Genomic DNA, 26,653 nt, shown 5'->3' with positions numbered 1-26,653 from the left:
CCCTCTTGATCAGTAATGCAAAAAACGGGTGCTTGCTGGCTCAACACACGGCGCGAGTGACCGGTGCCAGGCAAGTCACCTCGATGCGTGACTCAATCACCTCGGCCAGACGCAACAGGTCGTTGCTCAGTTGCCCGTAGTGTTCGTTGAACAACACGATGTGGCCGATGAATGAGAAGTTGTCCTTGACCTGCGCGCTGACCGAGTCACCGATACGCTTGGCGTACTGGCCTTCCACCAGTTCAATGCGCAGCGAACGGGCCACGGTGGCGATGTCGGGCGTCGCCCGCAGGATGCCGCCGGCCGGCGCCCTGAGCAGGCGAATGCCGCAGTACCCGCGGGCCACTGGTTCATGCTGTTCGGTCTTGCCTTCCACCGCCCAGCGCACCCAGCGTTCCCACGGATCGAAATTGACGAAGGCGCGTTTGGCCAGGTCCCAGATGTGCATGCCGCCGGGGCGCATGTTGGTTTCCACGGCCGAGGTCAGGTTGTCGCTGCGCAGGAACACTTCGTTGTGCCAGGCACCGTTGTCCTGGGAGACCAGCGCCGACATGTGCCGGCCAGCCGCCATCAGCCGCGCCTGCACGTCCACCGACAACGGCGCTGGCACCACTTGCTGGATCTCGGCGCGGTAGGCGCCTTCGGTGGTGGTTTTTTCCGTCACCCAGGTGCTGCCGGCCACACAGTCCCAGCTGTATTCACGGGCGTTCTGCACCAGCGCTTCAAGGACGATGCCGCCGTCGCGGTAAGGCTTCAGGGCCAGCCAGGCGTCATCGCATTCCGACGGATGATGGATGACGCGACAGCCCCGGCTCGCACCTTCGCAGGCCGGTTTGATGAAGGCCTTGCCGCCCAGTTCGACGACGCGCTGGCGCAGTTCCGACAGGTTTTCGACCCGCGCGGAAAACACCGGCCGGTAATCTCCGGGGGAGGTGCTGGCCGCCGCTTCGAGCCGACGGAAGATCTGCTTGTCCAGGCCCGCCCGCGCTTCTTCCGGGGTAATGCCCGGCAGGCCGAAGTGAGTGGCCAGCGCTGCACCGAGCAGCACGCCGCGATCGGAGAACGGCAGTATGCCGATCAGCTTCCAGCTGTCGGCATTCAGGCATCCCACCACCAGTTCAAGGGACGCCGCCACATCTTCTTCCGCCAGCGAAGTGCTGCAGACGTGATCGGCCACCTGGTCGTCATGGGGCTGGATTTTCTCGACCAGCAGGATGAGCCTGGCGTTGTAGAGCGACTTGCACAGCTCGCGCAGTTTCTGGATGTCGTGCACCCGATTGCCGTTGTAACCGACCACTACTACACATGAAGTCGTATTCATAATGCCCCTGACCTGCAAAGTGAAAACCGCAACGGCAATGACTCAGTCATGCAACGACGCATTGGATTTACGGTTGAGCCAGTACCAGGCCAGGATCCCTGCGGCACCGATGGCGGCCAGTACCAGCGCGTTGTACGGCGCCGGCACCACCCGCATGATCAACACGGTCAGCCCGGCCCCGACGCCCAGGGACACTTCCTTGACGAACATGTTGTTCTGTTTGACGGAGAAGTAATCGAGGTAGCTGAAGGCGCATTCGGCAATGGACAGCAGTGCCACCCAGACCAGCGCCCCGGCGAGGGTTTCGACGTGGAACGCGGCAGGCGAAGACAGCACCGCAAAACCGCCGACGATGATCCCGATCACCGCCACGACCTTGTAGCGCCCGGTGCGCTCGATCAGCTTCATCACCGGCACTTGGGCGAAGACCACCACGGCGCTGTTGAGGATCAGCATCAAGCCGTACCAGGCCGGCAACTCGCCGGTCTTGAGCAGGATTGCCTGTGGCAGGATCGAGAACACCCCGAACAGCTTGATGCCCATGATGATCCCGGCAATCACCCAGGGCAGTTTGTTGCCCCAGTTGCTGCCGACCTGAGTGGCCGGGCGGGCTACCACCGGCTCGGTGGTGAATGTCGCGCCGAGGGCGATCGGCAGGCACAGCAACACGAAGGCCGCCGCGCCGAGGAAAAACATCGTCGGCGTGAGAAGCGGCGACAGCAGGATCAAACCGGCCACCAGGCTGCCCAAGTTCATGGCGACGCGGTTGTAGGCCGCGCCTTCCTTGGTCTGGGCCGCTTCGCTCTTGATCAGGTAACCGGCAATGGCAATGCCGTAGGCAAACAACGCGGCAGCAAACATCACCATGCCTTGATTGCTGGTCAGCGCCAGCAGCACCAGGCCAAGGCCGGCACACAGCAGCGTGACGCTCAGGGAACGACGGCCAAGTACCAGTAAAGTCAGGGGCAACAGCAGCAACAAGGCGCGATATCCAAGGGCCAGGATGCTGTTGGTGGCCGTGTCGAGCCAGACGTTGGCCTTGCCCAGTACCGCGAACAGCGAGACGGCGGTGATGATCCGGATCGTGAATAACCGCAGGTTAATGACCGGTTTAGCCACCGCGACCGTTGTTTCGACACTCATGCAGCACCTCAGGAACCGGGTGAACGCCCGCCGACAAAGGCTGACATTCAGAAAAGTCTGTAAGGGCATGGTAGAGAGAGAGGCGTGTCCTGATCAGGGCAAGTTCGTATAGAATCCAACGAACTTTACTGCCGGAGAGACCAGTAAAATGCAGGTTCAACGTGCAGTCATTGCCGCCATTGAATTCCAGCCCGGCGCGCCGCTGGTGCAGCAGATCGTCGATCAGCTGACGCATGCCATCAGCACCGGGGGCCTGCCCCACGGTGCCAAGCTGCCGCCGATTCGCGAACTCTCCGACTTGATGAACGTGGGCAAGTCCACGGTGGTCGATGCCCTGGACCGCATGCGGGCCAAGGGGCTGGTGGTGTCGCGCCAGGGTTCCGGGCATTACGTGCATCGCTCCGAAGCGGCGCTGAAAAGCGGCACCGGCCCGGACCTGCAACCCCAGGACACCCTCAGCGTGATTCGTCGCGCCTTGCTGCTGGACAACGGCGCGCTGCGCCCCGGCTGCGGTTTTCTGCCGACCTCGTGGCTACCCGCCGAAGAATTGCAGAAAGCCGTGCGCAGTACCCTGCGAGCAACGTCGTTGCGCATGGGCGAGTACGGCGTGGCCGGCGGTTACTTGCCGTTGCGCCAGGCCCTGCGGGTGAAACTGGCGACCTTCGGCATCGAAGCGCCGGTGGACCAGATCATCACCACCGCCAACACCATGCAGGCCATCGACCTGCTGATGCGCCTGCTGGTCAAACCCGGCGACACCGTGCTGCTCGACGACCCCTGCTACTTCAACATGCACGCCAACCTGGCGCTGCACGGGGCCAAGGTCATCACCATCGCACGGGATTGCGACGGCATGGACCTCGACGCCTTCGAGCAACTGCTGATCGCCCACAAACCCGTGCTGTACATGACCAACAGCACGCTGCATAACCCCACCGGCCACTCGTTCACCCCGGCCCAGGTTTACCGCTTGCTGGAACTGAGCCACCGCCATGGCTTCCACATCGTCGAAGACGACCTGTACTGCGACATCCAGCAACGCCGCACCCCGCGCCTGGCCGCCAGCGGGCTGGACAACGTGAGTTATGTCTCCGGCTTCTCCAAGACCCTGACCGCCAACAGCCGGGTCAGCTACACCGTGCTCTCGCCACAATTGGCGGCGCGGATGGTCGCGTTGAAAATGGCTTGCGGTGGCGTGACCTCGGAACTGGCGGAGCAGATCACCTGCACCATGCTCAGCGACGGCAGCTATGCCAAGCATGCGCGGCGCACGGTGGATCGGCTCTATGAATCGAACAGTCGTGTGGCCAGTTGGTTGGCGGAGGCTGGGTGTTCGCTTTCCTCGTTGCCCGGCGAAGGCGTGTTTATCTGGGCAAGATTGCCGGAGGGCCTGCATGCCGAAAACCTGGCTCGCCAAGGGCTGGAGAACAATATGGTATTGGCGCCGGGCACCTTGCTGAGCAAAGGGCCGGATGCCAGCCAGTTCCTGCGCTTCAATGTGGCGCACAGTGACAGCTTGCAGGTGCGCGAGCGGTTTTTCCGGTTGCTTGATAAACAAAGCAAGTAACCGACGACCACCGATCTTGTGGGAGCGAGCTTGCTCGCGATGAGGCCGTCACATTCAAAATTGATGTTGCCTGACACGCCGCCATCGCGAGCAAGCTCGCTCCCACAAGGGTTCAGCGTCGTACCCGATATCAGCGATAACGTGGTGAAGGTGCTCGATACCCCCTGTAACAACCGCGCATGAATGAAAAAGCCCCACCGTTCTCTCGAAAGGAGGGGCTTTGCGCTGCAGGCCGTTTCAATTTTTGGGCCAAACGATGCAGCCTCTTCGCTGCAACCAGAGCTCAGGAAAACATGGCGCGCTGCTCAGCTTCGTAATGCCGGGTCTGAAAAGGCATGAGGGCTTGGGCTTTTAGGCCGAGGCCCTCACTCAACCCCCAAGAGACAGCGAGTTCATCACGGCGTCGACGCAGTGGCGTGACGGTTTGTAGCATCACGGCTTGCACGGAAGTCGAATGTGCAAAAAGCTCGAGGACATTGAGCGTTTCCGACACCCGGAGATCGGACAAGCAAGTAAATCGAGTGAATCGCTCGAGCAGATAGCCAGCGCGCCGAACCTCCACTTCGTCAGTGTGACGATTCAAAAAAGCGGTTACCTCGCTTTCAAGATTTGAGTCCGAGTACCAGACAGCTTTGGCGGCGCTCACGAGAGCAGCGTCATCCGCTTGATTTAAAGGTCTTTTTACCAGCGTGTCCAAGGCGGATGAGAGGACGTGGCCGCTATGGGGCTTCGTCATCTGTGCTCTCCAGATAATCATGCAAAATATTAGTGAGAACGGAGATTGGTGGCTCCTTGTTGCCAACATATACATCAATCGCCTGCAATGCCAGTCGACGGAACTCGGTAGTCAAGATGAAACCAGCCCTGAGAAGTGCCTTGATATCACCAATGTCCTGATCGGTCGCTCTGCCCAGTTTGGAGATGGCAATGTCGACAGGTGCTGCGATATGAACGTGCAGCGGGGACTCTATCGGAAACGCTTCAATAGGAAGGCTCCGCTCCCAATAGTCCTCATGTATTGGCCCAAAACTGGTGTTGTATTGCAGGTCGTAGTTCAGCTCCATCAATCGACCGGATCGCTCATCAACAAACTGTTCGGGTATCTCTGCGAGCATGGTTTTCAGGTGTAAACCTTCGGGAACATGAGCCTCATAAATCTCGGCATCGACGTCGGTGGAAACGCGATGATGGGTATAAAGGTGAACAGCGCAGCCACCGAAAACGATAATTTTGACGGCCCCTGGTCCTGCGTTCTCTAGCTCCAGTTCCGCTTCGACAGATTTGAATATTGAAATCAAAGCCTGCCCCAACGCTGTTTCCGTATTAACACGCGGGGTGATTACCTCTGGTAGCTCCATCGTAGATCCTCTGGGATGCTCGTAATAACGGCTCCCGAGGCTAGATAGGCGACTTCCGACCCTCAACCTGAAAAACCCGTGGGAAAGTTCAGGCAAATCCGTAAGCATTTTTGCCGGTCAGGCCGCCTATCGTAAGAGGCCTGTCAGTCCGCGTCGCGGCCATAGCAAGCAGGCTCGCGATGGCGGCTACGCGGTCCCGCAGAAAGCACCCAACAAAAAGCCCCGCTCTTCTCTCGAAGGCGGGGCTTTTCTTTACAGCATCCGACGCTTAAGGCGCGTACGTCAGCAACAACTCCGCCGGCACTTTGAAGTCCAGGGACATCATCACGCTCAACGCGGTAATGGTGAAGATCGAGAACACGAACAGCTTGCGTGCCCAGACCGTGTCATCCACTGCCTTGTAGCCGGTCCAGGCCATGTACAGCCAGTACATGCCCATGGCCGCCGCGACGGCGAGGTAGCTCATGCCGGCGTAGCCGCTGAAGGTCAGCATCAAGGTCGCCACGAGGAATGCCAGGATGTAGAGCAGGATGTGCTTCTTGGCCACCTGGATGCCGCGCTTCACCGGCAGCACCGGAATCGATGCGGCCAGGTAATCGTTGAAGCGGAAGATCGCGATGGCGTAGGAATGCGGCATCTGCCACAGGCTGAACATCACCAGCAGGGTCAACGCGGCCATGTCGAAGGTGTTGCTGACTGCGACGTAGCCAATCACCGGCGGCATGGCGCCCGACAGACTGCCCACCAGCGTGCCGTGAACCGACTTGCGCTTGAGGTACAGGCTGTAGAAGCCGACGTAGATCACGAAGCCGATGACTGCGAACAGTGCGGCCAACGGGTTGGCCACCTTGTACAACAGTGCAACGCCGGCGACACCCAGGACGGTCGCGTAGATCAGGGCCAGTTTCAGAGAGATCAAGCCCTGGACCAGCACCCGGTTCTTGGTGCGTTCCATCTTCAGGTCGATGTCGCGGTCGATGCAGTTGTTGAACACGCAACCGGAGGCAACCACCAGGGACGTGCCGATCATGGCGGCCAGGAAGATGGCCAGATCGACATGCCCTTTGGAGGCCAGGAAAAATCCGCCTGCCACAGAAAGCACGTTACCGAAAATGATCCCCGGTTTGGTGATTTGGATAAAGTGCTTGAGGGACATGCGGACTTACCTCACTTCGCCATCATGAACGTGTGGATGCTGAACATGATCCACAGCGACAGGCCAACCAGCAGGACAATCACGATCGCGGCGAAGACAAACGCAATCACGTTGTTTCGCTGCGCGGCCGAACGGTCCAAGTGCAGGAAGTACACCAGGTGCACCAGCACCTGGACGATCGCGAACGCCAGGACGATCAACAGGGTGATCGACTTCGGCAGTGTCGGGTACATCACCAGACCGAATGGAATGGCGGTCAGGATCACCGACAGGATGAAGCCGATGACGTACGACTTGTAGCTGCCGTGACCGGCGTCGTCGTGGCCATGGTGGGAATGAGCTGGGTTAGCCATTTACATAGTCCCCATCAGATAAACAACGGTGAATACGCAGATCCAGACGACGTCCAGGAAGTGCCAGAACAGGCTCAGGCAGCTCAGACGGGTCTTGTTGGTCGAGGTCAGGCCATGCTTGTTGACCTGATACATCATGATCGCCATCCAGATCAGACCGCTGGTCACGTGCAGACCGTGGGTACCGACCAGGGTGAAGAACCCGGACAGGAAGCCGGAACGGCTAGGGCCGTAGCCTTCGGAGATCAAGATGTGGAACTCGTTGATCTCCATGCCGATGAAGCCCAGGCCGAACAGGAAGGTCATGGCCAACCAGCCCAGGACCTGCTTCTTGTTGCCCCGGTAGAACGCCAGCATGGCGAAGCCGTAGGTGATCGAACTGAACAACAGCAGAGCGGTTTCGCCCAGCACGTATGGCAGTTCGAAGATGTCGTGGCCCGACGGACCACCCGCTACGTTGTTAACCAGTACCGCGTACACCGCGAAGATCGACGCAAACAGAATGCAGTCGGTCATCAGGTAGAGCCAGAAACCGTATACGGTCATCTCGCCCGAGTCGTGGTGGTCATCGTGCCCATGGTCACCATGGGCGTGTCCAACATTGGTCACTAAATTCGACATGGTTTAAGCCTGTTCCAACGAGGTTTCAACACGGGTGGCGGTGGCCGGGACTTTCCCTGCCGCTACCAGGCGCTTGTGCTGCTCGGCTTCGATGCGCTCGATCACGTCGACCGGCACCATATAGCCTTGATCATCACGGGCCGCGTGGATCACGAAGTAGATCACGGTGCCGGCCAGGCTAGCGATTGCCAGCCACCAGATGTGCCAGATCATCGCGAAACCGAACACGGTCAACAGCGCGCCCATGACCACACCGGTGGCGGTGTTGTTAGGCATGTGGATCGGCTGGTACTTGGCCGGAGCCTTGTACGCGGTGCCGTTTTCCTTGGCTTCGGTGAACGGGTCGATGCAGTCGGCTTTCGGCAGCACGGCAAAGTTGTAGAACGGTGGTGGCGACGAGGTCGACCATTCCAGGGTGTGGGCATTCCACGGGTCGCCGTGTTCGCACATGTTTTCCGGCTTGTTGCGGTCACGCACGCTGACGTACAGCTGGATCAGCTGGCAAGCGATACCCACGGCGATCATCACCGCACCGAACATGGCGACGTACAGGTACGGCACCCACTCAGGGTTGGTGGTGGCGTTCAGACGACGGGTCATGCCCATGAAGCCCAGCGCGTAGAGCGGCATGAACGCGACGAAGAAGCCCGAGATCCAGAACCAGAACGCTGCCTTGCCCCAGCCTTCGTGCAGCTTGAAGCCGAACGCTTTAGGGAAGTAGAACGCGAAACCTGCGATGTAACCGAATACCGCACCGCCGATGATCACGTTATGGAAGTGCGCGATCACGAACAGGCTGTTGTGCAGAACGAAGTCAGCACCCGGGATGGCCAGCAGTACGCCGGTCATGCCGCCGATGGCGAAGGTCACCATGAAGCCCAGGGTCCACAGAACCTGGCTGGTGAAACGCAGACGGCCCTGGTAGATGGTGAACAGCCAGTTGAACAGCTTCACACCCGTCGGGATGGAAATCAGCATCGTCGCCAGACCGAAGAAGGCGTTGACGCTGGCACCCGAACCCATGGTGAAGAAGTGGTGCAGCCAAACCATGAAGCCCAGGATCGAGATCGCGCCCGATGCGTAGACCATCGAGTGGTGGCCGAACAGTTTCTTGCCGGTGAAGGTCGAGATGACTTCGGAGAAGATACCGAACGCTGGCAGGATCAGGATGTACACCTCAGGGTGACCCCATGCCCAGAACAGGTTCACGTACATCATCGGATTGCCACCAAGTTCATTGGTGAAAATGTGGAAATCCATGTAACGGTCAAGCGTCAGCAGAGCCAGGGTAGCGGTCAGGATCGGGAACGAAGCCACGATCAGGACGTTGGCCCAGGTGCAGGTCCAGGTGAAGATCGGCATGTCCATCAGCTTCATGCCAGGGGTACGCATTTTCAGCACGGTGGCCAGGAAGTTGACCCCCGTCAGCGTCGTACCCAGGCCGGATAGCTGTAGCGCCCAGATGTAGTAATCCATCCCCACGCCAGGGCTGTATTGCAGGCCCGACAGCGGCGGATAGGCAACCCAGCCGGTCTTGGCGAATTCGCCAACGCCCAGGGACAGGTTGATCAGCACCACACCGGAAACCAGCAGCCAGAAGCTCAGGGAGTTCAGGAACGGGTAGGCAACGTCACGCGCGCCGATCTGCAGCGGCACTGCAAGGTTCATCAGGCCGGTGAAGAATGGCATCGCCATGAAGATGATCATGATCACACCGTGGGCGGTGAAGATCTGGTCATAGTGTTCAGGTGGCAGGTAGCCAGGCGAACCCTCGGTGGCCATGGCCAGCTGGGTACGCATCATGATGGCGTCGGCAAAGCCGCGCAGCAGCATGACCATGGCGACGATGATGTACATCACGCCGATTTTCTTGTGGTCGACCGACGTCAGCCACTCGGTCCACAGGTAGGTCCACTTCTTGAAGTAGGTGATTGCAGCGAACAGCGCCAGACCACCGAGCGCGATCATGGCGATGGTCACCATTACGATCGGCTCGTGGAACGGGACTGCTTCCCAACTTAATTTACCAAACATCGTTTACTCCTCTGCCCCGGCAGCTGAATGCGAGTTCATGTCCATTCCTTGCGTAGCGGCCACTTCTTTCTCTTCTTTCTCGTGCTTCACTTTCGGACCCGGTTTCATGCCTTCGTACTTGTCGACGATGGTCTGGAACAGGTTCGGCGTCACCGAGGAGTAGAGCTCGACTGGGTTGTTCTGGCTTTGCTTGGCAAGGGCTGCGTATTCAGCTTGTTCAAGCTGCTTAGGTGCCTTTTTGACTTCACTTACCCAGGCGTCGAAATCTTCCTGGGAAGTTGCGATCGCTTTGAATTTCATACCGGTGAAACCCGCGCCGCTGTAGTTGGCGGAGATACCGTCCATCTCGGCGTTCTCGTTGGCGATCAGGTGCAGCTTGGTCTGCATGCCCGCCATCGCGTAGATCTGGCCGCCCAGCGCAGGGATGAAGAACGAGTTCATCACGGCGTCGGAAGTGATCTTGAAGTTGATCGGGGTGTGCGCCGGGAACACGATCTTGTTGACCGTGGCGATGCCTTGTTCCGGATAGATGAACAGCCACTTCCAGTCCAGCGCGACCACTTCGATGGTCACAGGCTTGACGTCGGATTCCAGCGGCTTGTACGGGTCAAGGGCGTGGGTCGACTTGTAGGTGACGTAACCCAGGGCAATGATGATCAGCACTGGAACAGCCCACACCGCGATCTCGATCTTGGTGGAGTGGTTCCATTTCGGGGTGTAGGTAGCGCTGGTGTTGGACGCGCGGTATTTCCAGGCGAACAGGAAGGTCATGATGATGACCGGAACGACGACCAACAGCATCAGCAGCGTTGCGGTGATGATCAGGTTTCGCTCGTCCAGACCAACCTGGCCCTTGGGATTGAGCAAGGTCATGTTGCAGCCTGACAGCAACAACGTGCCGATCAGCGGCAATAAGCCTAGTAGTCTGGGGTACCTGTTTTTACTCATCTCACGACCTCTAAAGCAGCTTGCGCAATGCAGTTGGGTTTTGATCGCCAACACTTCACCCTGCCAAGGGTTGGCATTTTTCTTGGATTGAATAAGGGCATGCCCGTCGTGCGTCAGACGCTGTACGACAAATCCCGGGCCTGCGGTGAGTTCTTATTCGAATACGTGGTCAAAGGCCTTGTTACAGACCAATTCCATTTGGTGCGGGTAATTGGAGGCTCCGACACCTGGGAATCGCATGAAGCCACCAGACCTCTCGACACCCTGTTTCTGCTCACCCCTGGTTAAGATTTGAGCAGTGCCGGGAATTCAGTGCGGGCGATTGTAGATATGTAACGTTCCATAAACCATGTCTCATCCCGAAATAATTTTTATCCGAACCGGCAACAATCATTAACCGTTTTCGCAAAAGCGGCGCATCTTATCGAAATTAATTCTCAACAAAAACACCAAAATAAGTAGGTCTTCCACCCACGGTTCAGACAGTATCGTGTCCCTCTTCTCGGCCCTTGACCTTGCCCAAGGCCCGATATGACGGGGGCTCTGGCCATTCGCCAGAGCCTGTTAAAACTGCCTGTTCGTGCCCGCAATGGAAAAAACCGGAAGCCTGCAAAACAAGCCAATTTCGTTACGTTTCCATGCACCAATCCGGCCTTCTCGAACGCCCTGCGGCGCTCACTCTGTGACAACATGTCGCACACGTGTCGCACCCTTGATTGCCACCCGTCACAGTCTTTTTACCCGGCCTCTGAAATGTGCTCTGCAAGACAAAAAAAACCCCGGCCCTCTCTTCGAGGACCGGGGCTTTTTTGTCCGACAATAGGAGGCGGCAGTTGACCTCAGCGCAGCGTTTTGCGGTTACGCGAAGTCAGCAACGGCACCAGCACCACGATCAGCACGAAGGCAACCAGCGCCCACTGCGCCAGCGACAGACCGAGGATCGGCGGGTATGGCGTGGAGCAGAAACCATCGACCTGGAAACCCAGCGGGAAGATCTTCGCCAGCGGCAAGTCATCGACAATCGGTTGCAGCACATCGATGCCGCAGCTGACCGCCGGATAGAACTGCGTATAGACGTGATGCCCGGCAACGCCTGCACCTGCCACTGCACAAATCACCACCAGGGTTTCAAACACCGTGATGCTGCGACGGCCGCGCATGGCCGCGCCGATGAAGGCAAAGATCGCGATCAGCAGCAACGCGTAACGTTGCAGGATGCACAACGGGCAAGGGGCCTCGCCCAGAACAATTTGCATGTACAGCGCGCCGCCGATCAGCGCCAGGCAAATGATGCCCAAAAACACCAGGTAGCGCCGTTCACGCCCCAACCGCATGGATTCATCGCTCATCGCGTTTCCCTTCAATATTTCGATTGCCCGTCAGTCTACACGCTGGCCCGGACCTTTGAGAGTCTGGCGCATGTGAGGGGGATTCGGGGGGAATAGACGATAAGGCGGTTAAGAAGGGATTAACTTTCTGACTTTTTTCAGTTCAGGACCGAGGTGAAGCAATCGCGGGCAAGCCACGCTCCCACAGGGGGGTATGTCGTTCACATCAATCCGGATCGACACAAATCCCTGTGGGAGCGTGGTTTGCCCGCGATGAAGGCGACGCGGTGAGCCTACTGACCCACCGCGCCAACCCCTTACTCCAGCGCCGCTGCCGGCCCGAAGAACTCATAACGGCTTTGCTTCTCCGGCACACCCAATGCCTTGAGGTGGCGTTTGATCGCGACCATGAAGCCTTTTGGCCCCAGGAAGTAGGCATCCAGATCGCGCTCTTGCGGCAGCCATTGATGCAACTGCTGCTGGCTCAACAACCCCATCTTGTGCGCCGCCGGGCTCACGCCGTCGTCCTCGGAATAGCAGTAGAAGCGTTTGAGTTGCGGATGACGCTCAGCCAGGCCATCGATCCAGTCGCGGAAGGCATGCACGCTGCCGTTGCGCGCGCAGTGGATGAAATGCACCGGCCGCTGGGTTTCCAGCGCCGCTTCGAGCATCGCCAGGGTCGGGGTGATGCCCACGCCACCGCTGATCAGTACCAGTGGCTTGTCGCTGGCGGTCAGGACGAACTCGCCCGATGGCGGGAACAACTGGATGCTGGCGCCGACATGCAACTGGTCGTGCAGGAAGTTGGAAGCGCGGCCACCGGCCTCGCGTTTGACGCTGATGCGGTACTGGCCTTTGTTTGCCAGCGCCGACAGCGAGTAGTTACGACGGATTTCTTCACCGTCGAGGATCAGTTTCATGCCGATGTACTGGCCGGGTTCTGCCAGCAGGATCGGGCCTTTGTCCGCGGGTTCGAAGTAGAACGAAGTGATCTCGGCGCTCTCCTCGACCTTGTCTGCCACGATGAATTCCCGCGCCCCGCGCCAACCGCCCGGTGCCTGTTCCTTCTGGTCGTAGATGCTGGTTTCGGCACCGATCAGGATGTCAGCCAGTTGACCGTAGGCCGCGCCCCAGGCCGCGATCACTTCAGGAGTGGCGATCTCTTCGCCCAATACTTCGGCGATGGCCCGCAGCAGGCAGCTGCCGACAATCGGATAGTGCTCCGGGAGGATCTGCAGGGCCACGTGCTTGTTGATGATCTTGGCCACCAGGTCGCCCAACTGGTCGAGCTGGTCGATATGGCGCGCATACATCAATACGCCGTTGGCCAGGGCACGCGGCTGATCACCGCTGGCCTGGTGGGCCTGGTTGAACAGCGGGCGGACTTGCGGATATTCGGAGAGCATCATGCGGTAGAAGTGCGTGATCAGCGCCTCACCACCGCTTTCGAGCAGCGGCACGGTGGATTTGACGATGGCACGGTCTTGAGCGCTCAGCATAAGGTGACTCCTGGTCTTCTTGGGTTGCTAACGGACTACCCTATGCTTATCAGCTTTCGTGCCAACTATTTAATCGTTATAAATCAATGGCTTAATAACTAAATAGTCATTTAGACACTTCCTGATTTATAGTCATACCGACTACACGGAGTCACTATGACTGCAAAACCCCTGCTCACTGCTCTGCTGCCCCTGGTCGCCGACCTGTCTCGCGAACTGCCCGAGGGTGAGCGTTATCGCCGCCTGTTGGAAGCCATGCGCGCCCTGCTCCCGTGCGACGCCGCCGCCCTGCTGCGCCTTGATGGTGAATGGCTGGTGCCGCTGGCCGTCGACGGCTTGAGTACCGACACCCTCGGCCGGCGCTTCAAGGTCAGCGAGCACCCGCGTTTCGAAGCGCTGCTCAGCGGCCCCGGCCCGACCCGTTTCGCTGCCGACAGCGACTTGCCTGACCCCTATGACGGCCTGGTCGATGGCCTGGATGATCATCTGGAAGTCCACGACTGCATGGGTTGCCCGTTGTTCATCGACGAGCGCCCATGGGGCCTGCTGACCCTCGATGCCCTCGACCCGGAGCGGTTCGAACCGATCGAACTGGATGCCCTGCAAGCCTTCGCCAGCCTCGCGGCCGCTACGGTCAACGCCGCCGAGCGCATCGAGCGGTTGAACAACCGGGTCGAAGATGAGCATCAGCGCGCCGAGGTCTACCGCCAAGCCAGCGGCCAGCAGAATCGCGAGATGATTGGCCAGAGCAAGGCCCACAAGCGCCTGGTCGAAGAAATCAGCCTGGTGGGCGGCAGCGACCTGACCGTGTTGATCACCGGCGAAACCGGGGTCGGCAAGGAGTTGGTGGCCCAAGCCATCCATGCCGCCTCGCCCCGCGCCGACAAACCAATCATCAGCCTCAACTGCGCCGCGCTGCCCGACACCCTGGTGGAAAGCGAGTTGTTCGGCCATGTTCGCGGCGCCTTCACCGGGGCAATGAACGACCGCCGTGGCAAGTTCGAACTGGCCAATGGCGGCACGCTGTTCCTTGATGAAGTCGGCGAGTTGTCGCTGACCGTGCAGGCCAAGTTGCTGCGGGTGCTGCAAAGCGGTCAACTGCAGCGACTGGGTTCGGACCAGGAGCATCAGGTCGACGTGCGCCTGATCGCGGCGACCAACCGCGACCTCGCCGAAGAAGTACGCAGCGGCCGTTACCGCGCCGACTTCTACCATCGCCTCAGCGTGTATCCGCTGCTGGTGCCGGCCCTGCGCGATCGCGGGCGCGATGTGCTGCTGCTCAGCGGTTACTTCCTGGAGCAGAACCGCTCGCGCATGGGACTCAACAGCCTGCGCCTGAACAGCGACGCCCAGGCCGCGTTATTGGCCTACGACTGGCCCGGCAATGTGCGCGAGCTTGAACATTTGATCGGCCGCAGCGCCTTGAAAGCCCTGGGCAATTGCAAGGAGCGGCCAAAGATTCTCAGCTTGAGCGCAGCCGACCTCGACTTGCCCAGCGCCAGCGTTGAAACCGCTGCCGAGCAACCCGCCATCGCCGCTGTGGCGTTGGTAGCAGGTGATTTGCGCGAGGCGACCGAAAACTATCAGCGCCAGTTGATCGGTGCCTGCCTGGAGCGGCACAACAACAACTGGGCAAGCGCGGCCCGTGAGCTAGGCTTGGATCGGGCGAATCTTGGGCGGATGGCCAAAAGGCTCGGCATGAAGTGATGACCCCATCGCGAGCAAGCTCGCTCCCACAGGATGTGTGAACGACGACGATCCAATGTGGGAGCGAGCTTGCTCGCGATGGCGTCTTACTGTTCACCGCAATTGTTAAAGCCTGCCCCAAACAAGTCGATAACCCGGCATCGAAGTCATTGGCGATCCCTGGATTGCCCGTCACCTTTTTCCAGAGAAGGTTTATATGTCCTCCACCAAAGCCCGCGCAGACTCACTTTCGCTTCTGCTGTTTACCTTGCGCAGCGGCAAGCTGATGGCGATCAACCTGCTCAAGGTCAGTGAAATCATTCCCTGCCCGCCGCTGACCAGGCTGCCGGAGTCACATCCCCACGTCAAAGGCATCGCCACCCTGCGCGGTGCCTCGCTGTCGGTAATCGACCTCAGCCGTGCCATTGGCGAGCGTCCGCTGGAAGACCCCAACGGCGGCTGCCTGATCGTCACCGACGTCAGCCGCTCCAAGCAAGGCCTGCACGTACAGGCCGTGAGCAAGATCGTCCATTGCCTGACCACCGACATCCGCCCGCCGCCCTTCGGCTCCGGTGGTTTGCGTGCCTACATCACCGGCGTGACGTCGGTCGATGGCACCCTGGTACAAGTGCTGGACATCGAAAAAGTCATCCATGGCATCGCCCCGGCACAAATCGAAATGGCGCCGACCGAACTGAGCATGGAAGACGCCGAACTGCTGGGCAACGCACGCATCCTGGTGGTCGATGACAGTCAGGTCGCCTTGCAGCAATCGGTGCACACCCTGCGTAACCTCGGCCTGCAGTGCCATACGGCCCGCAGCGCCAAGGAAGCCATCGACTGCCTGCTGGACCTGCAAGGCACCGCGCAGCAGATCAACCTGATCGTCTCGGACATCGAGATGTCGGAGATGGACGGTTACGCCTTCACCCGCACCCTGCGGGAAACCCCGGATTTCGCGCATCTTTATGTGCTGCTGCACACCTCGCTGGACAGTGCGATGAACGCCGAGAAAGCACGACTGGCGGGGGCGAACGCGGTGCTGACCAAGTTTTCTTCGCCGGAATTGACCCAGTGCCTGATCACCGCGGCCAAGGCTGTCGCCGAACAGGGTTATTGAGTGTTGACCGAAGAATTCTGCTGGCTGATGCGGCGCGACCTCTCTGTCGTCGTGCCGCCCCCTGATTGGCCAACCGGCCTGCAACTGAGCGAATACCGCCCCGAACTGGGCGCCGCCGTGCACCGGTTGATGGAGTTCGGTTATCTCGACGGCGGTGGTCGCGTAGCCGCACTGGACATGTGGCAACGGCAGTTCGAAACCGATCCGGAATATGACCCGGCCCTGTGCTTCATTGCCCTGGATGCCGAGGAAGTGGTCGGCGTTTGCCAGTGCTGGACCAGTGCCTATATCAAGAACCTGGTGGTGCACCCGCGGTTTCAGGGTCGGGGGTTGGGGCGTGCGCTGTTGTTGCAGGCGTTCAAGGTGTTCCAGCAGCGGCATGAAGGTTTCGTGGACCTGAAGGTACGTGAAGACAACCTTCGTGCGCGGCGCTTGTATGAAAACGTCGGGATGCGCGCGATCCGCCGGGAGCCGGTTCCGCTCTGATGCCGCCATCGCGAGCAGGCTCGCTCCCACAGTTGATGTGTGTACACCGTCCAATGTGGGAGCGGGCTTGCTCGCGAAGAGGTCAGCAAAGTCTCCATCTACCTTTCAGGCATACTCCTGCCTTGGCCACTCAGCCCAAGGAAGCCTGAACCATGAAAGCTGCGCCCCTGATTCTGTTCTGCCTCACCGCCCTCGCCTCCCTGGCCCACGCCTCCAGCCCCGACGCCTGGGCCACCTACGACAAAGCCGTACTCACCAGTTGCACCAAGGCCAGTGGCCTGAAGGACAGCAAACCGGTCGGCAACGCCGCGCAGTTCGATGACCGGGTCGGCTACACCGCGCTCCTGCTCCAGGGCCAGTACCCGCAAAAGCACATGAAAGGCGCACAAGGCACCGAGTTGTGCCTGTACAACAAAAAGAGCAAAACCGCGTACGTCACCGAATGGGACTCCATCCGCCCGGCCGGCAAGGCAAACTGACTGGCGCATAATTTGCTTCGATAGCGGCTTTTGCGGCGGCATTCTGTCGCCGCTTCATGCCCTGTGACGCGAACGAACGCTCGATGAATACAACATTTTCCTGTGTAGGCTGCGGCAAATGCTGTAACGACCACCATGTGCCCCTGACCCTGGGCGAAGCCCGGATGTGGGCAGCCGATGGCGGTCAGGTGATCGTGCTGGTGGAAGCGTTTCTGGGCAATGGCCTGGGTCTGCCGGTGCACCAACGGGAACACGCCGAACGCCGTTCGGCGGCAGTGCGCAGCGGTGAATCCGAGGCGTACGTGGCTATCACCTTCGCCGCCTACAATGTCGGCCCCTGCCGAAATCTTGACGAAGACAACCGCTGTCGCATCTACGAACGCCGGCCGCTGGTGTGCCGTATCTATCCGATGGAAATCAATCCGCACATACCTCTGAACACCGCCATGAAGGAATGTCCGCCTGAGTCGTGGGAAAAAGGACCGGAGCTGATTGTCGGTGGTGAGCTGGTCGACCGGGAATTGTCGGAACTGATCCAGCGCTCCCGTCAGGCGGATCGTGATGACATTCCGATGAAGGATGCAATTTGTGCGTTGCTGGGGATTCGCACCACGGCCCTGAAGGGCGACGGGTATACCGCTTATCTTCCGGATATGGCGGAATTTGCCGCGATCATCGACGACCTGGCCGGGCAAACGTTGCCGCAGTGGGGCAGTGAATGGCGGTTTCATGTGTCGGGGGATGATATTGCCGGGCAAGTGCTGGCCGCAGGTGCGCAAGTGACGGCGGATGCGCTGACGAATTACTCGTTTATTTCGTTGCGGGCGACTTGATCCGGGATTTGCAGTGTTTGTGCCGGCCCCTTCGCGAGCAAGCCCGCTCCCACTGGAGGAATGCATTCCAAATGTGGGAGCGGGCTTGCTCGTGAAGACGGCAGATCAGTCACCGCAGACTTAAGAACTCAGCGCTTACCCATCGACCGACGAGTCCCCGGCGGTGCCATGCCCGGCGTCTTGGTGTGGCCGTTCTTGGCGCCGTTCTTGTACCACGGCTGGTTGGAACCCTTGGCGGCCGCCAGCTCACCCGGCTTGAACGGGAATTTGAAGGCCGGGATCCCGGCTTTGGATTCGCTGTCGGCGCTGGAGTCGACGCTGTCTGTCAGCTCTGCCTGCACGTCGTTCAGGGCGTCGGCGACCGGCGGTTGTTTCGGGGAAGTCATGAAAGCTCCGGGTGGTGCATGAAATGTCGGGCCCGGTGAGCGGGCCGCATGCCACAGTATAAGAAGTGCGGCAGTATAACTGGATGGAGCACGACAAGCTGCAAGCTTGCATAGACCGCCTGACGACTCGCACAAATCCCGCGAAGAATGTTAGCGTGCTCATCATTCTTCACCGCCCGACGAGCCCGCCCGCCCATGAAAAAGACCGTCCTTGCATTCAGCCGCGTCACCCCACCAATGATCGAACGCCTGCAACAGGATTTCGACGTCATCGTGCCGAATCCGAAAAACGGCGACATCAACGCCCAATTCAACGAAGCCCTGCCCCACGCCCACGGCTTGATCGGCGTCGGTCGCAAACTCGGCCGCGCTCAATTGGAAAACGCCACCACGCTGGAGGTGGTATCCAGTGTCTCGGTGGGCTACGACAACTATGACCTGGCCTACTTCAACGAACGCGGGATCATGCTGACCAACACGCCGGATGTGCTCACCGAAAGCACCGCCGATCTGGCGTTTGCCCTGTTGATGAGCAGCGCGCGCCGCGTCGCCGAACTGGATGCCTGGACCAAGGCCGGGCAATGGCAGGCCACTGTCGGTGCGCAGCTGTTCGGTTGCGATGTGCATGGCAAGACGCTGGGCATTGTCGGCATGGGCAATATCGGTGCGGCCATCGCCCGACGCGGTCGCCTGGGGTTCAACATGCCGGTCATCTACAGCGGCAACAGCCGCAAGACCGAACTGGAACAGGAACTCGGCGCGCAGTACCGCAGCCTCGATCAATTGCTGGCCGAAGCTGATTTCGTGTGCCTGGTGGTGCCGCTCAGCGAGAAAACCAAACACTTGATCAGCCATCGCGAACTGGCGCTGATGAAACCAAGCGCCATCCTGGTGAACATTGCCCGCGGCCCGGTGGTGGATGAGCCGGCGCTGATCGAAGCGCTGCAAAACAACCGCATTCGTGGTGCCGGGCTGGACGTTTACGAAAAAGAACCGCTGGCCGAGTCCCCACTGTTCCAGTTGAAAAATGCCGTGACCTTGCCGCACATTGGCTCGGCCACCCATGAGACCCGCGATGCCATGGCCAACCGTGCCCTGGCCAACCTGCGCAGTGCGCTGTTGGGGGAACGCCCACAGGACCTGGTCAACCCGCAAGTCTGGAAGGGTTGAAAAAAGGGCAGGCGTTAAAAGCGCCTGCCCTTAAATGCAAAAAATAAAAACAATATCACTCTAAACCTGTAAAAAAACTGTCTGAATACACACCCTGCAATTCAGTCAATAAACAAATAACAAAACCACCCGCTAGACTCTCCTTACTTTTCCAGACACAACGGAAACAAAAAAGGAGATCACCACCTTGAATCAACTTACGACAAATCAAGTCATACGCTTCAGCAAAGCCACACTAATGTTATTCATAAGTATTTTTGGATTGCTGGTGATGTACAGCAACGTTACGGACTACGCAACCAACTACGAAAACATCAGTAACATCCTGAGCATGGAGACCACAGATGACGACGAGAAGTACACCTACAGGGCCATTACCTCGCAGATACTCCATCACCGCATCTACTGGCTCATCATTACACTCGAGGTTATCTACACGCTCTTCTTCATGATCGGAACCTGTTATCTTTATAAAAACATGAGTAGCAGCGCTGAAGAGTTTCACGAGGCCAAAAAGCCCGCGATCATAGGATTACTCATTGCGCTCTTGCTTTACTATGTCGGCTTTCAAGTTATCGGCGTGGAATGGTTCAACATGGACCAATCACAAGCCTGGAGTTACAAAGACTGGACCCGGCATATTGTCGACTTCATACTACCGCTGCTGATTTATATTGCGATCAAAGTCGAGCACTGAGGACTTCAGCGCTCGATGAACGTCATCTCAAGCGAGCTTGCTACTCCCCTGTACCAAGCGTGGTTTGGGCTTGCGAAACACCAGTACGTTACCCGACATCACCAATACCAGCCCCAACAGCGCCGGCATCGTCCACTGATAACCCTCGGCGAACGCTGACACGTTGAGTGCCACCACCGGAAACAGCACTGTGCAGTACGCAGCCCGCTCTGGCCCCATGCGGCCGACCAGGGTCAGGTAGGCGGTGAAACCGATCACCGATCCCGGAATCACCAGGTACAACAGCGACCCGATGTAACGCGTGCTCATCTCCATGTCGAAGGGAATGCCTTTGACCAGGCACCACACGGTTAGCATCGCCGCCCCGTAAGCCATGCCCCAGGCATTGGTGGTCAGCGGTTTGAGACCAGCCTTCTGTTGCAGGCTCGAAAGCATGTTGCCCGCCGAGAAACACAAGGTGCCGCACAGGGCCAGACCGAGGCCGAGCAAGGTTTCCGGGCTGGCGGTATGCCCGGCCAGCTCCGGCCAGAACAGCAGCCCCAACCCAAGCAGGCCCAACGCACCGCCCATCAGCACATTGCGGGCAATTCTCTGACCGAAGAACACCCGCGCGTTGAGGGCATTCCACAGGGTGGCGGTGGAAAACACCACGGCCACCAGACCGCTGGGGATCCACTGGCTCGCGGTGAGGAAGCACATGAAGTTGACGCAGAACAGGCACAAGCCCTGAGCCAGGCAGATCAGGTGCCCGCGACGGTTCATCACTTGCAGGCGTCGGCTGAGCAGCAGGATCACGAACAGCACCAGCGCGGCGAGGCCGAAGCGATACACGATCGACACGGGAATGGCCACCACGCCCAGTTGCCATTTCAAGGCAATCCAGGTGGTACCCCAGATCAGCACAGTCAGCAGGTACAAAGAAAGGTTCATGACTAAGGCTCCTCGCTAGGTGCCCAGTGTCCGGCGCCACGCCTGGGCGCACTTGCATAAACTTGCGCTTTTGTCTGAGGACAGGCTGGCAGGCGCACGTCTACGGAGTAGGATGCAAGCCGTTGGATGCAGGTGTTAGAGAGCAACGATCATGGCTGCACTGGATACCCTACAAGTCTTTCAAGCCCTCAACCGCTCGCCGAATGCTCGCCTTGAGCACAGCGCCGAGCTCGGTGACGGCTTGTCTGCAGCCTTGTGGAGCAATCACCACGACGCTCAGGAATACGAAGCGCCCAGCCACCACACGTTGTCCTGTTACCTCGCCGGCGGCACCGGCACCTTTCGCCGCGACCAGCCCGGCAACAAGGGTGGTCCGGACAAACTGTGCATCCTCCCCGCCGATCACCAGTCAGGCTGGGTGATCAATGGCGATATTCGCCTGGCACACCTGTATTTCAGCCCCGAACAATTTGCCCTTGGCTGCGTCACCCTGCTCGATCGCGAGCCACGGGAAATGCAGCTGCGCGAGCAGACCTTTCTCGATGATCCGCAGCAGGCACTGCGCTTTCGGCAGTTGGTCGCCTTGAACTGGGACGAGCCGGGCGAGCGCCTGCTCACCAGCAGCCTGGCGCACGAACTGCTCAGCCATGCCCTGCTCAGCCAGGTCAACGTGCGTCAGGGCTTGCGCCTTAAAGGCGGGCTGGCCGCGCACCAGCGCCGGCATCTGGTGGAGTTCATCGACAGCCATCTGGACGAGGCCATCAGCCTCGGTCAATTGGCGGCGTTGTGCGCGTTGTCCGAATACCACTTCGCGCGGATGTTCCGCGAAAGCTTCGGCTTGCCACCCCACCAGTATGTGCTGGCGCGGCGCCTTGACCGGGCGCGGGAGTTGCTGCGCACGACCTCGCAGCCTCTGGGGGAGATTGCACTGGCTTGCGGTTTTGCCAGCGCCAGCCATTTCACCAACCGGTTTCGCCAGACACTTGGCGGGACGCCCGGCGAGTATCGACAGGCGTTTTTGCGCTAGACCCGATTTTTTATCGCCTGTACTGCCGCCTTCGCGAGCAAGCCCGCTCCCACAAGGTTTGGTGGTGCTTACCTGTTTTGTGGCTACCCTATTCCCCTGTGGGAGCGAGCTTGCTCGCGATGAACGATGACACGGTCTATCGTCAGAACTCCAAGGTGCTCGACAACGTCACCTGCCGCGAATCCCCCATCGACACAAAGAACCGACTCGCCGCCGAGGTGTAGTAGGTGCGATCGAACAGGTTCTTCACGTTGAGCTGGAACTTGACCTTCTGCCCTTCGACCCTGGTGTCGTAGGTGGCGAACGCATCGGCCACGGTGTAGCTCGGCAGGTCGAAATCGTTCACCGCGTTGCCCGCGCGCTCACCCACATAACGCGCCCCGGCGCCGACCCGCAGTTGATCACCGCCAATGACGCTGCCGAAGTCATAGACGGCCGACAACGAGCCGCTGTTCTTCGCCACGTTCTGCAACTGATTGCCTTTGTAATCCGGGTCTTCGGTGACTTCGGCATCGGTATAGGCGTAGCTGCCGATCATGCTCCAGCGATCGGTGAGCTGACCGCTCAGGTCCACTTCCAGGCCACGGGAACGCACTTCACCGGCGGCACTGTAAATCGTGGTCGGACCTTCGGCGTTGGCCACCAGCACATTGCGCTTCTTGATGTCGAACAGTGCGATGTTGCCGGTAACGCGGCCCGGCAGATCAAGCTTGGCACCCAGCTCCCAGGACTTGGCTTCTTCCGGAGCGATACCGCCGTCAAGCACGGTACTGCTGCCGCTCAATGGCGCGATGGTCGAGTTGGGTTTGAACGACTCGGTGTAGCTGCCGTAGAACGACAAGGCATCGGTGTATTTGTACACAAGGCCCGCGCGCGGCACCCATTTCTGCCCGTTGCTGTCGGTATTGGCGTGGAACGGTACGCCTTTGCCGGCGTACTGGTCGTACGCCTGGAAACGCGCGCCGGCCACCAGAATCCACTGGTCGGTGAGGTGGATGGAGTCTTGCAGGAAGACCGAATCGCTGCGCAGTTCATCGGTCTGTGCGCTATCGGGCGCACTGACGGTGGTGCCCGGCACTTCCCGTCCATAAACCGGATTGACGTAACTGAATGTGGTCAGGCTTTTCTGGCGGATCAGGTCTTCGCGGTAGATCTTGCGGTACTCATCGTCGATACCGAACAGCAGGTCATGCTGCATGCCGAGCACATTCACGTTGCCTTCGAGGCTGGCGGTGGTGAAACGGTCGGTGCTGATCGCATTCTGGGTGCCGTCCATGCTGCGGGTCAGGGTGCCCTTTTTGGTGTCGATGGCGGTCACGCGCACCTGGCTGGCATCGTAGGTTTCGCGGTTCCAGCTGTAGCCAAAATGGGCTTTCCAGTTGTCGTTGAGTTCGTGATCGGCCTCGAAGTGATAGAGGTCCGAGCGCCCTTCCATGTTGTTGAACGGTTCGTCGAGACGCTCGTTGCGCGAGATGTCCAGCGGATGGTTGGTCCGCGGATCGATCAGCGTGCCGCGGTCGAACGGTGTGAGGAATTCGCGGTGCTCATAGGAGAACAGCAGCTTGGTGCTTTCGCCGTACCAGGCCAGCGACGGCGCGATCAGGCTCTCGCGATGCACACCGAAGTTACGCCAGTAATCTTCGTCTTCGTAGTCCAGCACCATGCGGTAGGCCAGTCCGGAATCGCCGAGGGCCCCAGTGCTGTCGAGGCTGCCACCGCTGCCGTTCTTGCCGTCGTCATAGCTCGAACCGCGCGCGGTCAGCGCGTTGTACCGCTCAAGCTCGGGCTTCTTGCTGACCATATTGACCACACCACCCGGATCCTGGATGCCATAGAGCAACGAGGCCGGGCCCTTGAGCACTTCGACCCGGTCCACGCTGGCGTTGAGGCCACGACCCTGCACGATCGGCATGCCGTCGCGCATGATCGAGCCGTTACGGTTGTCGCCAAAGCCACGGACCATCACCGAGTCCTGGGTGCTGCCCAGGGTGTTGGCCTGGGTGATGCCGCTGACATTGGCCAGCGCGTCATCGAGATTGCGCGGCGCCTGGTCGCGGATGACCTGGGCCGGAACGACGTTGATCGTCTGCGGGATCTCCTGTACGGGGGCCGAGGAGCGCATCACTGACGTGATGGGTGGCGGTTGATAGCTCATGGAGTCATCCATCACCGAGGTGATGGTGGTCGCGCCCAGGTTCAACGCCCCTTCAGTCGGCCGTGGTTCCAGTGCAATGGTGTGGCCGTCGGTGCGACGGAACGTCAAGCCCGAACCAGTGAGCAGACGTTGCAGAGCCTGTTCGGCGCTCATCTGGCCATTGATGGCCGGCGCATTGAGACCGTACGGCGCCTCATCGGTGTAGACGACGCTGATGCCGGTCACTCGGCTGAAATCGCTCAGGGCCTGGGGCAACGGTTTGGCGGCCAGCGCGAAATTGAATTGCCCACGCGACTGACTACTGCCTGCCTCTGCGGCCAGCGCTACGCTCAGCGGCAACAAGGACAATGCCGAAAAGCTCAACGCAGACACACCCAACCATTGTTTGACCGAACCCGATTTTGCCCTGGACTTCATGACTCATGACCTGTGTAGAACCGCAACGGATGCGAATGACTCGCAGTTTCAGTCACTACACGGATGGCAATCGGGTTTACCTCAGCAAAAACTTTAAAATATTTTTACTTGAGTGGTTGGGTGTCTGATCTGCCGTCTTCGCGAGCAAGCTCGCTCCCACAGGTATTGAGTCGGCCACAATATTGGGGCAACACATAACCCCGTGGGAGCGGGCTTGCCCGCGAAGAGGCCAACAGCTTTAGCGCAGAATAATCAGATGCCCCAAAACCTGATGCTGCTCAAACCCCAACACCCCCTGCAACGAACTCAACACCGCCTGCGGGTTCCTGCTCGGAAAACTGCCACTGATCCGGCGCCTCGCCAGTTCATCATTGAGCAACACGATCCGTCCGGGGTAATAGCGCGCCAAATCCTGTACCACATCGGCCAACGTCGCCTTGTAGTAATTGAGCCAGCCCTGGCGCCATGCCAACTGCGCTTCGCTGTCCACCGAGTGGAGTGTTTGCGCCGAGCCTTCGCCATAGGCCACTTGCTGGCCGGCGGTGAGCACTTGCTGATCGGCTTTCTGGTGCGCCGTCACGCCAACCCGTCCCGACAGCACCGTGACCTGTGCACCGTGGGGCTGCAAACGGACTTCGAACTGCGTACCCAGGACCCGCGTCTGGCCTTTCTCGGCGTCCACCACAAACGGCTCGCCGGTATGGGTAACGCTGAAAAAGCCGGCGCCGCGGCGCAGTTGCACATGCCGCTCACCGCGACTGAAATCCACGGCGATGGCACTGTCGGCATCCAGTGTCACCTGCGACTGATCGGCCAGGATAACGGTGCGAATTTCCCCCGGTGCCGAGACGTAATCCGCCCCCAGGTCATCAATCCAACGCATAGGCTGCCAGCCTGTACCGACACTGATCATCAACAGCAGACACGCGGCCATCGCCAGCGCACCGGACCAGCGCCCGAGCGTGCTGCGCCGCGGCTTGTCCATGGCGTTGAGATAGCCCTGCAAGGCAAAAGCGTCTTCATCGGCGAGTGCGCGCGCCGGTCCTTCGCTCAACTCCCACAGGACCTGCGCCCGGGCATAGGCCTCGGCATGGGCGGGGTCGGCCTGCAACCACTGGCTGAACGTCGCCTGGTCACCGCTATTGGGCTGGTCATGCAACAGGCTCAGCCAGGCCAGCGCGGCCTGCTCCTGCGCCGGCGTCGGCGTCGGGGTGACGCGTTTGAAGTCGTTCACGGTGCTGTCCCTGGCGTACGCGGTTCGGGTTCCCGAAGGCTGGCCTTGCAGGCTTCGAGGGCGCGCATCATATGTTTTTCCACGGCACTTTGGGACAAGCCCATGGCCTTGGCGATCTCGGCGTATTTGCGGCCGTGAATGCGATTGAGCAAGAAGATCTGCCGCGTACGCTCCGGCAAGGCGCGCAATGCGGCTTCGACATGGCGCAGATCGTTGCCCGCCTCCAGCGCCGCTTGCGGTCCGCTGCCATGGCTGTCTGGTGATTCCACCATCAAACCTTCGCTGGCCCGGACCCGCGTGCCTTCACTGCGCAAGTGATCGATGGCGATGTTGCCGGCGCAGCGCAGCAGGTAGGTGCTGAGTTCCTCCACTTGCACCAACGGCCGCCGCCAGAATCGCAGGAACAAATCCTGTACCAGGTCAGCCGCCGTCGCCCGACAACCGACACGCCGGCTCACCAGTGCTTCCATTTGCGAACGCTGGGAGAGAAACACCTGGAGAAAATGCGCACGGTCCCCACGCTGTTGATCGCGCTCGATATCGTGGGGCTCGGGGGCAGAGTGATCATCGTTCATGTTTCGACCTGAAAACCGGGGAGGCCACGACAGCGTCAGGGGACCGGAAAGGTCGCAATATTAATGATAAATATTCTCATATGCAAAAGGATCGGGTGCAGCCCTTTATTACGCCCGTTGGTTGCACCAA

At 59.6% G+C, this 26,653-nt stretch carries 26 protein-coding genes; 10 read left to right on the top strand and 16 right to left on the bottom strand.

Annotated features, from left to right (window positions below; all coding sequences use genetic code 11):
* Positions 1-40: 40 nt before the first annotated feature.
* Both AC1RP7_RS23200 and AC1RP7_RS23195 read right to left on the bottom strand, forming a co-directional pair.
* Positions 41-1,321 carry an ATP-grasp domain-containing protein gene (locus tag AC1RP7_RS23200; protein ID WP_492587667.1) on the bottom strand — a complete coding sequence of 427 codons (1,281 nt, stop codon included), beginning with the start codon at positions 1,319-1,321 and terminating at the stop codon, positions 41-43.
* Between the two features lie 42 nt (positions 1,322-1,363).
* Positions 1,364-2,464 (bottom strand): MFS transporter, encoded by a 1,101-nt coding sequence (locus tag AC1RP7_RS23195; RefSeq protein WP_090453168.1) that lies wholly within the window; start codon positions 2,462-2,464, stop codon positions 1,364-1,366.
* A 148-nt stretch (positions 2,465-2,612) separates the two neighbouring features.
* Between AC1RP7_RS23195 and AC1RP7_RS23190 the strand changes: the two genes are divergently transcribed.
* Positions 2,613-4,031 (top strand): aminotransferase-like domain-containing protein, encoded by a 1,419-nt coding sequence (locus tag AC1RP7_RS23190; protein WP_489845345.1) that lies wholly within the window; start codon positions 2,613-2,615, stop codon positions 4,029-4,031.
* Positions 4,032-4,314: 283 nt separating this feature from the next.
* Here AC1RP7_RS23190 and AC1RP7_RS23185 read toward each other — a convergent pair whose 3' ends face one another.
* The 7 genes from AC1RP7_RS23185 to cyoA all read right to left on the bottom strand — a co-directional run bounded on the left by AC1RP7_RS23185 (position 4,315) and on the right by cyoA (position 10,501).
* Positions 4,315-4,767 carry a hypothetical protein gene (locus tag AC1RP7_RS23185; protein WP_489845346.1) on the bottom strand — a complete coding sequence of 151 codons (453 nt, stop codon included), beginning with the start codon at positions 4,765-4,767 and terminating at the stop codon, positions 4,315-4,317.
* Positions 4,751-5,389, bottom strand: coding sequence for a DUF6036 family nucleotidyltransferase (locus AC1RP7_RS23180; RefSeq protein WP_493182865.1), 639 nt, complete (start codon positions 5,387-5,389; stop codon positions 4,751-4,753). The genes AC1RP7_RS23185 and AC1RP7_RS23180 overlap by 17 nt, the downstream gene beginning before the upstream one ends.
* A gap of 268 nt (positions 5,390-5,657) precedes the next feature.
* Entirely contained in the window at positions 5,658-6,545 is an 888-nt protein-coding gene (cyoE, locus tag AC1RP7_RS23175; protein WP_057716357.1) for a heme o synthase, read from the bottom strand.
* Between the two features lie 11 nt (positions 6,546-6,556).
* Positions 6,557-6,898, bottom strand: coding sequence for a cytochrome o ubiquinol oxidase subunit IV (gene cyoD / locus AC1RP7_RS23170; RefSeq protein ID WP_090453161.1), 342 nt, complete (start codon positions 6,896-6,898; stop codon positions 6,557-6,559).
* Positions 6,899-7,519, bottom strand: coding sequence for a cytochrome o ubiquinol oxidase subunit III (locus AC1RP7_RS23165; RefSeq protein WP_030128695.1), 621 nt, complete (start codon positions 7,517-7,519; stop codon positions 6,899-6,901).
* 3 nt (positions 7,520-7,522) lie between these two features.
* A complete protein-coding gene (cyoB, locus tag AC1RP7_RS23160; protein WP_150815165.1) occupies positions 7,523-9,553 on the bottom strand; it encodes a cytochrome o ubiquinol oxidase subunit I in 2,031 nt (676 codons plus the stop codon).
* A 3-nt stretch (positions 9,554-9,556) separates the two neighbouring features.
* Entirely contained in the window at positions 9,557-10,501 is a 945-nt protein-coding gene (cyoA, locus tag AC1RP7_RS23155) for a ubiquinol oxidase subunit II (RefSeq protein WP_493182866.1), read from the bottom strand.
* 27 nt (positions 10,502-10,528) lie between these two features.
* On the opposite strand from cyoA, the gene AC1RP7_RS23150 reads away from it, so the two are divergent.
* Entirely contained in the window at positions 10,529-10,789 is a 261-nt protein-coding gene (locus tag AC1RP7_RS23150) for a hypothetical protein (protein WP_057716360.1), read from the top strand.
* Between the two features lie 551 nt (positions 10,790-11,340).
* On the opposite strand, the gene AC1RP7_RS23145 is transcribed toward AC1RP7_RS23150, so the two are convergent.
* Both AC1RP7_RS23145 and hmpA read right to left on the bottom strand, forming a co-directional pair.
* Complete coding sequence (locus AC1RP7_RS23145; protein ID WP_057716361.1) at positions 11,341-11,850, bottom strand: disulfide bond formation protein B; 510 nt, start codon at positions 11,848-11,850, stop codon at positions 11,341-11,343.
* Between the two features lie 296 nt (positions 11,851-12,146).
* Positions 12,147-13,328 carry an NO-inducible flavohemoprotein gene (hmpA, locus tag AC1RP7_RS23140; RefSeq protein ID WP_057716362.1) on the bottom strand — a complete coding sequence of 394 codons (1,182 nt, stop codon included), beginning with the start codon at positions 13,326-13,328 and terminating at the stop codon, positions 12,147-12,149.
* 156 nt (positions 13,329-13,484) lie between these two features.
* Here hmpA and norR point away from each other — a divergent pair, with 156 nt between their 5' ends.
* From norR to AC1RP7_RS23115, 5 genes are all read left to right on the top strand, one after another.
* Complete coding sequence (norR, locus tag AC1RP7_RS23135) at positions 13,485-15,035, top strand: nitric oxide reductase transcriptional regulator NorR (RefSeq protein ID WP_150815167.1); 1,551 nt, start codon at positions 13,485-13,487, stop codon at positions 15,033-15,035.
* 196 nt (positions 15,036-15,231) lie between these two features.
* Complete coding sequence (locus tag AC1RP7_RS23130) at positions 15,232-16,134, top strand: chemotaxis protein CheV (protein WP_007970363.1); 903 nt, start codon at positions 15,232-15,234, stop codon at positions 16,132-16,134.
* A 27-nt stretch (positions 16,135-16,161) separates the two neighbouring features.
* Positions 16,162-16,620, top strand: coding sequence for a GNAT family N-acetyltransferase (locus tag AC1RP7_RS23125; protein ID WP_191622249.1), 459 nt, complete (start codon positions 16,162-16,164; stop codon positions 16,618-16,620).
* A gap of 152 nt (positions 16,621-16,772) precedes the next feature.
* Positions 16,773-17,099 carry a hypothetical protein gene (locus AC1RP7_RS23120; protein WP_349733655.1) on the top strand — a complete coding sequence of 109 codons (327 nt, stop codon included), beginning with the start codon at positions 16,773-16,775 and terminating at the stop codon, positions 17,097-17,099.
* An 83-nt stretch (positions 17,100-17,182) separates the two neighbouring features.
* Entirely contained in the window at positions 17,183-17,932 is a 750-nt protein-coding gene (locus tag AC1RP7_RS23115; RefSeq protein ID WP_493182868.1) for a YkgJ family cysteine cluster protein, read from the top strand.
* A 128-nt stretch (positions 17,933-18,060) separates the two neighbouring features.
* On the opposite strand, the gene AC1RP7_RS23110 is transcribed toward AC1RP7_RS23115, so the two are convergent.
* A complete protein-coding gene (locus AC1RP7_RS23110) occupies positions 18,061-18,318 on the bottom strand; it encodes a hypothetical protein (protein ID WP_493182869.1) in 258 nt (85 codons plus the stop codon).
* Positions 18,319-18,513: 195 nt separating this feature from the next.
* Here AC1RP7_RS23110 and AC1RP7_RS23105 point away from each other — a divergent pair, with 195 nt between their 5' ends.
* Complete coding sequence (locus AC1RP7_RS23105; protein ID WP_340315236.1) at positions 18,514-19,488, top strand: 2-hydroxyacid dehydrogenase; 975 nt, start codon at positions 18,514-18,516, stop codon at positions 19,486-19,488.
* A 187-nt stretch (positions 19,489-19,675) separates the two neighbouring features.
* Positions 19,676-20,185 carry a DUF2165 domain-containing protein gene (locus AC1RP7_RS23100; protein ID WP_090453150.1) on the top strand — a complete coding sequence of 170 codons (510 nt, stop codon included), beginning with the start codon at positions 19,676-19,678 and terminating at the stop codon, positions 20,183-20,185.
* Positions 20,186-20,212: 27 nt separating this feature from the next.
* Here the strand turns inward: AC1RP7_RS23100 and AC1RP7_RS23095 are convergent, their stop codons facing one another.
* A complete protein-coding gene (locus AC1RP7_RS23095; protein ID WP_057716370.1) occupies positions 20,213-21,115 on the bottom strand; it encodes a DMT family transporter in 903 nt (300 codons plus the stop codon).
* A gap of 151 nt (positions 21,116-21,266) precedes the next feature.
* Between AC1RP7_RS23095 and AC1RP7_RS23090 the strand changes: the two genes are divergently transcribed.
* The gene (locus AC1RP7_RS23090; RefSeq protein ID WP_223501279.1) at positions 21,267-22,142 is read left to right on the top strand and encodes a helix-turn-helix domain-containing protein; all 876 of its coding nucleotides are present in this window, start codon (positions 21,267-21,269) and stop codon (positions 22,140-22,142) included.
* 142 nt (positions 22,143-22,284) lie between these two features.
* Here the strand turns inward: AC1RP7_RS23090 and AC1RP7_RS23085 are convergent, their stop codons facing one another.
* From AC1RP7_RS23085 to AC1RP7_RS23075, 3 genes are all read right to left on the bottom strand, one after another.
* Complete coding sequence (locus AC1RP7_RS23085; protein ID WP_493182871.1) at positions 22,285-24,714, bottom strand: TonB-dependent siderophore receptor; 2,430 nt, start codon at positions 24,712-24,714, stop codon at positions 22,285-22,287.
* Positions 24,715-24,952: 238 nt separating this feature from the next.
* Positions 24,953-25,948, bottom strand: a complete 996-nt coding sequence (locus AC1RP7_RS23080; RefSeq protein WP_493182872.1) for a FecR family protein — start codon at positions 25,946-25,948, stop codon at positions 24,953-24,955.
* Positions 25,945-26,523: an RNA polymerase sigma factor gene (locus AC1RP7_RS23075; protein ID WP_150812778.1), complete on the bottom strand. Its 579-nt coding sequence runs from the start codon at positions 26,521-26,523 to the stop codon at positions 25,945-25,947. Before AC1RP7_RS23075 ends, AC1RP7_RS23080 begins: the two co-directional genes overlap by 4 nt.
* Between the last annotated feature and the right edge of the window lie 130 nt (positions 26,524-26,653).

It is taken from the genome of Pseudomonas sp. GW822-FHT01E03 (assembly GCF_058802985.1).
This window is presented reverse-complemented; position numbering and strand designations above follow the sequence as displayed.